The organism is Streptococcus mitis (assembly GCF_001074635.1).
Lineage (GTDB): Bacteria > Bacillota > Bacilli > Lactobacillales > Streptococcaceae > Streptococcus > Streptococcus mitis_E.
The window spans coordinates 1-7,998 of sequence record NZ_JUQO01000005.1; the positions used below are offsets into that span (position 1 = coordinate 1).

The 7,998-nt window shown below is 38.8% G+C and carries 7 protein-coding genes; all 7 read left to right on the forward strand.

Annotated elements, in window-relative coordinates; translation table 11 throughout:
* Positions 1–373: 373 nt before the first annotated feature.
* The 7 genes from ADI58_RS00100 to topA all read left to right on the forward strand — a co-directional run bounded on the left by ADI58_RS00100 (position 374) and on the right by topA (position 7,856).
* Positions 374–1,081, forward strand: a complete 708-nt coding sequence (locus tag ADI58_RS00100) for an IspD/TarI family cytidylyltransferase (protein ID WP_000638495.1) — start codon at positions 374–376, stop codon at positions 1,079–1,081.
* 4 nt (positions 1,082–1,085) lie between these two features.
* Entirely contained in the window at positions 1,086–2,108 is a 1,023-nt protein-coding gene (locus ADI58_RS00105) for a ribitol-5-phosphate dehydrogenase (RefSeq protein WP_000609877.1), read from the forward strand.
* Between the two features lie 16 nt (positions 2,109–2,124).
* The gene (gene licA / locus ADI58_RS00110; protein WP_049521002.1) at positions 2,125–2,994 is read left to right on the forward strand and encodes a choline kinase LicA; all 870 of its coding nucleotides are present in this window, start codon (positions 2,125–2,127) and stop codon (positions 2,992–2,994) included.
* A complete protein-coding gene (locus ADI58_RS00115; RefSeq protein ID WP_049521003.1) occupies positions 2,984–3,862 on the forward strand; it encodes a DMT family transporter in 879 nt (292 codons plus the stop codon). Before licA ends, ADI58_RS00115 begins: the two co-directional genes overlap by 11 nt.
* An 11-nt stretch (positions 3,863–3,873) precedes the next feature.
* On the forward strand, positions 3,874–4,563 hold the full coding sequence (locus tag ADI58_RS00120) for a sugar phosphate nucleotidyltransferase (protein ID WP_000643974.1): 690 nt from the start codon (positions 3,874–3,876) through the stop codon (positions 4,561–4,563).
* Between the two features lie 87 nt (positions 4,564–4,650).
* The gene (gene dprA, locus ADI58_RS00125; RefSeq protein WP_049521004.1) at positions 4,651–5,499 is read left to right on the forward strand and encodes a DNA-processing protein DprA; all 849 of its coding nucleotides are present in this window, start codon (positions 4,651–4,653) and stop codon (positions 5,497–5,499) included.
* Positions 5,500–5,768: 269 nt separating this feature from the next.
* On the forward strand, positions 5,769–7,856 hold the full coding sequence (gene topA / locus ADI58_RS00135; RefSeq protein WP_049521006.1) for a type I DNA topoisomerase: 2,088 nt from the start codon (positions 5,769–5,771) through the stop codon (positions 7,854–7,856).
* Positions 7,857–7,998 lie beyond the last annotated feature (142 nt).

Genomic DNA, 7,998 nt, shown 5'->3' on the forward strand with positions numbered 1-7,998 from the left:
TCGAAAATCAAATTCAAACCACGTCAGCGTCGCCTTACCGTACTCAAGTACAGCTTACGGCTAGCTTCCTAGTTTGCTTTTTGATTTTCATTGAGTATAAGTCAAGTAATCACTTTGAAGTCTCAAAGTTTAATTTTAAGTTTTCTTTAAGAAAATTATATTATTCTGTAGAACTCTAAAATTTCACAGCCATTTATTGGTAATGACTACAGAATTCCTAGTCATTATTAGAAATGGACTAGTTTATTTGAATAATAGAACTCCTTAATCCTTCTATTCTAGAACGGGAGGGCCGGTATTTCTTTCATGATAGGACTAGATTGTGGTATAATAGAGAGAATAAGTTTTTTTAGTAAGACAAAGGAGAAAATAGATGATTTATGCAGGAATTCTTGCTGGTGGAACTGGTACACGTATGGGAATCAGTAACTTGCCAAAACAATTTTTAGAGCTAGGTGATCGACCTATTTTGATTCATACAATTGAAAAATTTGTCTTGGAACCAAGTATTGAAAAAATTGTTGTTGGAGTTCATGGAGACTGGGTTTCTCATGCAGAAGATCTTGTAGATAAATATCTTCCTCTTCATAAGGAACGTATCATCATTACAAAGGGTGGTGCTGACCGCAATACAAGTATTGAGAAAATCATTGAAGCCATTGATGCTTATCGTCCGCTTACTCCAGAGGATATCGTTGTTACCCACGATTCTGTTCGTCCATTTATTACACTTCGCATGATTCAAGACAATATCCAACTTGCCCAAAATCATGACGCAGTGGACACAGTGGTAGAAGCGGTTGATACTATCGTTGAAAGTACCAATGGTCAATTCATTACAGATATTCCAAATCGTGCTCACCTTTATCAAGGACAAACACCTCAAACATTCCGTTGCAAGGACTTCATGGATCTTTACGGTTCTCTCTCTGCTGAAGAGAAGGAAATCTTGACAGATGCATGTAAAATCTTTGTCATTAAAGGAAAAGATGTAGCCTTGGCCAAGGGTGAATACTCAAATCTGAAGATTACAACCGTAACAGATTTGAAGATTGCAAAAAGTATGATTGAGAAAGACTAGTAAAATGATTAATCAAATTTATCAACTAACTAAGCCTAAGTTTATCAATGTCAAATATCAGGAAGAGGCTATTGACCAAGAAAATCATATCCTTATCCGTCCCAACTACATGGCGGTCTGTCATGCGGATCAGCGTTACTACCAAGGGAAACGGGATCCCAAGATTTTGAATAAAAAGCTTCCAATGGCAATGATTCACGAGTCATGTGGAACCGTTATTTCTGACCCGACGGGAACCTATGAGGTTGGGCAAAAAGTTGTCATGATTCCAAATCAGCCTCCTATGCAGAGTGATGAAGAATTTTATGAGAACTACATGACAGGGACCCATTTCTTGTCTAGTGGATTTGATGGCTTTATGAGAGAGTTTGTTTCTCTTCCTAAAGACCGTGTGGTGGCTTATGATGCTATCGAAGATACGGTTGCAGCCATTACAGAGTTTGTCAGTGTCGGCATGCACGCTATGAATCGTCTATTGACCCTTGCTCATAGCAAGCGGGACCGAATCGCCGTTATCGGAGATGGAAGTCTAGCATTTGTGGTTGCCAATATTATCAACTATACTTTGCCGGAAGCAGAGATTGTGGTTATTGGTCGTCATTGGGAAAAGTTGGAACTTTTCTCATTTGCCAAAGAATGCTATATTACTGATAATATTCCTGAAGATTTGGCCTTTGACCATGCTTTTGAGTGTTGTGGTGGTGATGGTACTGGACCAGCCATTAATGACTTAATTCGCTATATTCGTCCTCAGGGAACGATTCTCATGATGGGTGTTAGCGAGTATAAAGTCAATCTCAATACACGCGATGCCTTAGAAAAAGGCTTGCTCTTGGTTGGTTCCTCTCGTTCTGGTCGCATTGATTTTGAAAATGCCATCCAAATGATGGAAGTCAAGAAATTCGCCAATCGTCTTAAAAATATCCTTTATCTAGAAGAACCTGTAAGAGAAATTAAAGATATTCACCGTGTCTTTGCGACCGATTTAAATACAGCATTTAAAACTGTGTTTAAGTGGGAAGTATAGGTGCTGGAGGTTAATTGTGGAGAAAATCATTAAAGAAAAAATTTCTTCCCTACTTAGTCAAGAAGAGGAAGTCCTCAGTGTTGAACAACTGGGGGGAATGACCAATCAAAACTATTTGGTCAAAACAACAAATAAGCAATACATTGTTAAATTCTTTGGTAAAGGGACAGAAAAGCTTATCAATCGTCAAGATGAAAAGTACAATCTTGAACTACTAAAGGATTTAGACTTAGATGTAAAAAATTATCTTTTTGATATTGAAGCTGGTATTAAAGTAAATGAGTATATCGAATCTGCGATTACGCTTGATTCAACATCAATCAAGACCAAATTTGATAAAATTGCTCCAATATTACAAACTATTCATGCTTCTGGCAAGGAATTAAGAGGAGAATTTGCTCCTTTTGAAGAAATCAAAAAATACGAATCTTTGATTGAGGAAAAAATCCCTTATGCCAACTATGAAGCTGTTCGAGAAGAAGTCTTCTCCTTAGAGAAAAGACTGGCTGACTTAGGTGTTGACAGAAAATCTTGTCATATCGATTTGGTGCCTGAAAACTTTATCGAGTCACCACAAGGACGACTTTATCTGATTGACTGGGAATATTCATCAATGAACGATCCAATGTGGGATTTGGCTGCCCTCTTTTTAGAGTCTGAATTCACTCGTCAAGAGGAAGAAGACTTCTTGTCTCACTATGAGAGTGAGCAAACACCTGTCTCTCGTGAAAAGATTGCCATTTATAAAATTTTGCAAGATGCTATTTGGAGTCTATGGACAGTCTACAAAGAAGAGCAAGGTGCAGATTTTGGTGACTATGGTGTGAGTCGTTACCAAAGAGCTGTTAAAGGTTTGTCATATTATGGAGGTTCAGATGAAAAATAAAAATGGAGTTTCTTTTGGTCTACTCTCAGGTATTTTCTGGGGTCTAGGTCTAACGATTAGTGCTTATATCTTTTCGATTTTTACAGATTTGTCGCCCTTTGTGGTGGCCGCTGCTCACGATTTCTTGAGTATCTTTATCTTACTAGCTTTTCTCTTGGTGAAAGAAGGAAAAGTTCGTCTCTCAATTTTCTTAAATATTCGCAATGTTAGTGTTATCATCGGAGCCTTGCTAGCAGGCCCTATCGGAATGCAGGCCAATCTTTATGCGGTTAAGTATATCGGAAGTTCCTTAGCCTCATCTGTATCGGCTATTTACCCTGCGATTTCAGTTTTATTGGCTTTCTTCTTTTTGAAACACAAGATTTCAAAAAATACTGTGTTTGGGATTGTCTTGATTATTGGAGGGATAATTGCTCAGACTTATAAGGTAGAACAGGTTAATTCTTTCTACATTGGGATTCTTTGTGCTTTAGTTTGTGCTATTGCATGGGGAAGTGAGAGTGTTCTTAGCTCTTTTGCCATGGAAAGTGAATTGAGTGAAATCGAAGCCCTCTTAATCCGTCAAGTAACTTCATTCTTGTCCTATCTTGTAATTGTGCTATTCTCTCATCAGTCATTTACAGAAGTGGCCAATGGACAATTGCTAGGTCTTATGATTGTCTTTGCAGCCTTTGATATGATTTCCTACTTGGCTTATTATATCGCTATCAATCGCTTGCAACCAGCCAAGGCTACAGGCTTGAACGTGAGTTATGTAGTTTGGACTGTCTTGTTTGCAGTTGTTTTCTTGGGTGCACCGCTAGATATGCTGACAATTATTACGTCACTTGTCGTCATTGCTGGAGTTTATATTATTATTAAAGAATAAAGGAGATTCGTGTGAAAGCCATTATCTTAGCAGCGGGATTGGGAACTCGCTTGCGTCCTATGACTGAAAATACCCCTAAAGCCTTGGTTCAGGTTAATCAAAAACCTTTGATTGAATACCAAATTGAGTTTTTAAAAGAAAAAGGAATTAACGACATCATCATCATCGTCGGTTATCTTAAAGAACAATTCGATTACTTGAAAGAGAAATACGGTGTTCGCCTCGTTTTCAATGATAAATACGCTGATTACAATAACTTTTACTCTCTCTATCTTGTAAAAGAAGAATTAGCTAACAGCTATGTTATCGATGCCGATAATTATCTCTTTAAAAATATGTTCCGCAATGATTTGACACGTTCGACTTATTTTAGTGTTTATCGTGAAGATTGTACCAACGAATGGTTCTTGGTCTATGGAGACGACTATAAGGTTCAAGACATTACTGTTGATAGTAAGGCAGGTCGCATCCTTAGTGGTGTATCCTTCTGGGATGCTCCAACTGCAGAAAAAATTGTCAGCTTTATCGATAAGGCTTATGCAAGTGGTGAATTTGTTGATCTCTACTGGGATAATATGGTTAAGGACAATATCAAAGAGTTGGATGTCTATGTTGAAGAATTAGAAGGCAATAGCATCTATGAGATCGATAGTGTCCAAGACTATCATAAATTAGAAGAAATTCTTAAAAACGAAAATTAAAGATTCCAACATCTGGCTAAAATAGTCGGATGTTTTTTTGATTTTTTACGAATAAATAGATGACTAGAAAAAGAAATGGAGATATTTATGAAAATCACAAACTATGAAATCTATAAGTTAAAAAAATCAGGTTTGAGCAATCAACAGATTTTGAATGTCCTAGAATACGGTGAAAATGTTGATCAGGAGCTTTTGTTGGGTGATATTGCAGATATATCAGGTTGCCGAAATCCAGCTGTTTTTATGGAACGTTATTTTCAGATAGACGATACGCATTTGGAGAAGGAGTTTCAAAAATTTCCATCTTTCTCTATTTTAGATGACTGTTACCCTTGGGATTTGAGTGAAATATATGATGCGCCTGTACTTTTATTTTACAAGGGCAATCTTGACCTCTTGAAATTCCCTAAGGTAGCAGTCGTAGGAAGTCGTGCTTGTAGCAAACAGGGAGCTAAGTCAGTTGAAAAAGTCATTCATAGCTTGGAAAATGAACTGGTTATCGTCAGTGGATTAGCCAAGGGGATTGATACAGCAGCTCATATGGCAGCTCTTCAGAATGGCGGAAAAACCATTGCAGTGATTGGAACAGGACTGGATGTGTTTTATCCTAAAGCCAATAAACGCTTGCAAGACTACATCGGAAATGATCATCTGGTTCTAAGTGAATATGGACCTGGTGAACAACCTCTAAAATTTCATTTTCCTGCCCGTAATCGCATCATCGCTGGACTCTGTCGTGGTGTGATTGTAGCAGAGGCTAAGATGCGTTCAGGTAGTCTCATTACTTGTGAGCGAGCAATGGAAGAAGGGCGCGATGTCTTTGCTATTCCTGGTAGCATTTTAGATGGATTATCAGATGGTTGCCATCATTTGATTCAAGAAGGAGCAAAATTGGTCACCAGTGGGCAGGATGTTCTTGCGGAATTTGAATTTTAATACTCTTCGAAAATCTCTTCAGACCACGTCAGCTTCACCTTGCCGTAGGTATGGTTACTGACTTCGTCAGTCTCATCTGCAACCTCAAAGCAGTGCTTTGAGCAACCTGCGGTTAGTTTCCTAGTTTGCTCTTTGATTTTCATTGAGTATAAGACGAAATTTCGCTTACTAGATAAACTTTTCTTCTATATATTGGAGCTAAGTCTTGACAGTTATGGCAAAATGGTTTACACTTTATAAAGTTTATTACTTTGAAAAGGTGTGATACTGTGGCTACGGCAACAAAAAAGAAAAAATCAACAGTTAAAAAAAATCTAGTAATCGTGGAGTCGCCTGCTAAGGCCAAGACGATTGAAAAATATCTAGGCAGAAACTACAAGGTTTTAGCCAGTGTCGGGCATATCCGTGATTTGAAGAAATCCAGTATGTCCGTCGATATTGAAAATAATTATGAACCGCAATATATCAATATCCGAGGAAAAGGTCCTCTTATCAATGACTTGAAAAAAGAAGCCAAAAAAGCTAATAAAGTCTTTCTGGCGAGTGACCCGGACCGTGAAGGAGAAGCGATTTCTTGGCATTTGGCTCACATTCTCAACTTGGATGAAAATGATGCCAACCGTGTGGTCTTCAATGAAATCACAAAGGATGCGGTCAAAAATGCTTTCAAAGAGCCACGCAAGATTGATATGGACTTGGTCGATGCCCAACAGGCACGCCGTGTCTTGGACCGCTTGGTAGGGTACTCGATTTCGCCTATTTTGTGGAAAAAGGTCAAGAAGGGCTTGTCAGCAGGCCGCGTTCAGTCTATTGCGCTTAAGTTAATCATTGACCGTGAGAATGAAATTAATGCCTTCCAACCAGAAGAATATTGGACAATTGATGGTGTCTTTAAAAAGGGAACCAAGCAATTTCAGGCTTCCTTCTATGGAGTGAATGGTAAAAAGCTAAAACTGACTAGCAATGATGAGGTTAAGGAAGTCTTGTCTCGTCTGACTAGTAAAGACTTTTCAGTGGATCAGGTGGATAAGAAAGAGCGCAAACGCAATGCTCCTTTACCCTATACCACTTCATCTATGCAGATGGATGCTGCCAATAAAATTAACTTCCGTACTCGAAAAACCATGATGGTTGCCCAACAACTTTATGAAGGAATTAATATCGGTTCTGGTGTTCAAGGTTTGATTACCTATATGCGTACCGATTCGACTCGTATCAGTCCTGTAGCGCAAAATGAAGCAGCAAGTTTCATTACGGACCGTTTTGGTAGTAAGTATTCTAAGCATGGCAGCAAGGTCAAAAATGCATCAGGTGCTCAGGATGCCCACGAGGCTATTCGTCCGTCTAGTGTCTTTAATACACCTGAAAGTATTGCTAAGTATTTGGACAAGGATCAGCTCAAGCTTTATACTCTTATTTGGAATCGTTTTGTAGCGAGTCAGATGACAGCTGCTGTCTTTGATACGATGGCTGTTAAATTGTCTCAAAATGGGGTTCAATTTGCTGCTAATGGTAGTCAGGTTAAGTTTGATGGTTATCTTGCCATTTATAATGATTCTGATAAAAATAAGATGTTACCAGATATGGCTGTTGGAGATGTAGTCAAGCAGGTTAATAGCAAACCAGAGCAACATTTCACCCAACCACCTGCTCGTTATTCTGAAGCGACATTGATTAAGACCTTGGAGGAAAATGGGGTTGGACGTCCGTCAACCTACGCACCGACCATTGAAACTATTCAGAAACGTTATTATGTTCGCCTTGCAACCAAACGCTTTGAACCGACAGAGTTGGGAGAAATTGTTAACAAGCTCATCGTTGAATATTTCCCAGATATCGTAAACGTGACCTTCACAGCTGAAATGGAAGGAAAACTGGATGATGTCGAAGTCGGAAAAGAGCAGTGGCAACGTGTCATTGATGCCTTTTACAAACCATTCTCTAAAGAAGTCGCCAAGGCTGAAGAAGAAATGGAAAAAATCCAGATTAAGGATGAACCAGCTGGATTTGATTGTGAAGTGTGTGGCAGCCCAATGGTCATTAAACTTGGTCGTTTTGGTAAGTTCTACGCTTGTAGTAATTTCCCAGATTGCCGTCATACCCAAGCAATCGTGAAAGAGATTGGTGTAGAGTGTCCAAGTTGTCATCAGGGACAAATTATTGAGCGTAAAACCAAGCGTAACCGCCTCTTCTATGGTTGCAATCGCTATCCAGAATGTGAATTTACTTCTTGGGATAAGCCTGTTGGTCGTGACTGTCCAAAATGTGGCAACTTCCTCATGGAGAAAAAAGTCCGTGGTGGTGGCAAGCAGGTTGTATGTAGTAATGGCGACTACGAAGAAGAAAAGATTAAATAAGAGGAGAGTCCTGAAAGTGAATTTCAGGCTCTTTTTGGTTGGAACTTGACAAAATTCATCATTTTATGCGAAACTAGAATAAGATTATTTTATACTCAATGAAAATCAAAGAGCAAACTAGGAAACTAGCCGCAGGTTGCTC

What these genes read in the sequence shown, in the direction of transcription:
- ADI58_RS00115 (WP_049521003.1), top strand. Translation starts at nt 2,984, where the DNA reads ATGAAAAATAAAAATGGAGTTTCTTTTGGTCTACTCTCAGGTATTTTC.
- dprA (WP_049521004.1), top strand. Translation starts at nt 4,651, where the DNA reads ATGAAAATCACAAACTATGAAATCTATAAGTTAAAAAAATCAGGTTTG.
- ADI58_RS00105 (WP_000609877.1), top strand. Translation starts at nt 1,086, where the DNA reads ATGATTAATCAAATTTATCAACTAACTAAGCCTAAGTTTATCAATGTC.
- ADI58_RS00100 (WP_000638495.1), top strand. Translation starts at nt 374, where the DNA reads ATGATTTATGCAGGAATTCTTGCTGGTGGAACTGGTACACGTATGGGA.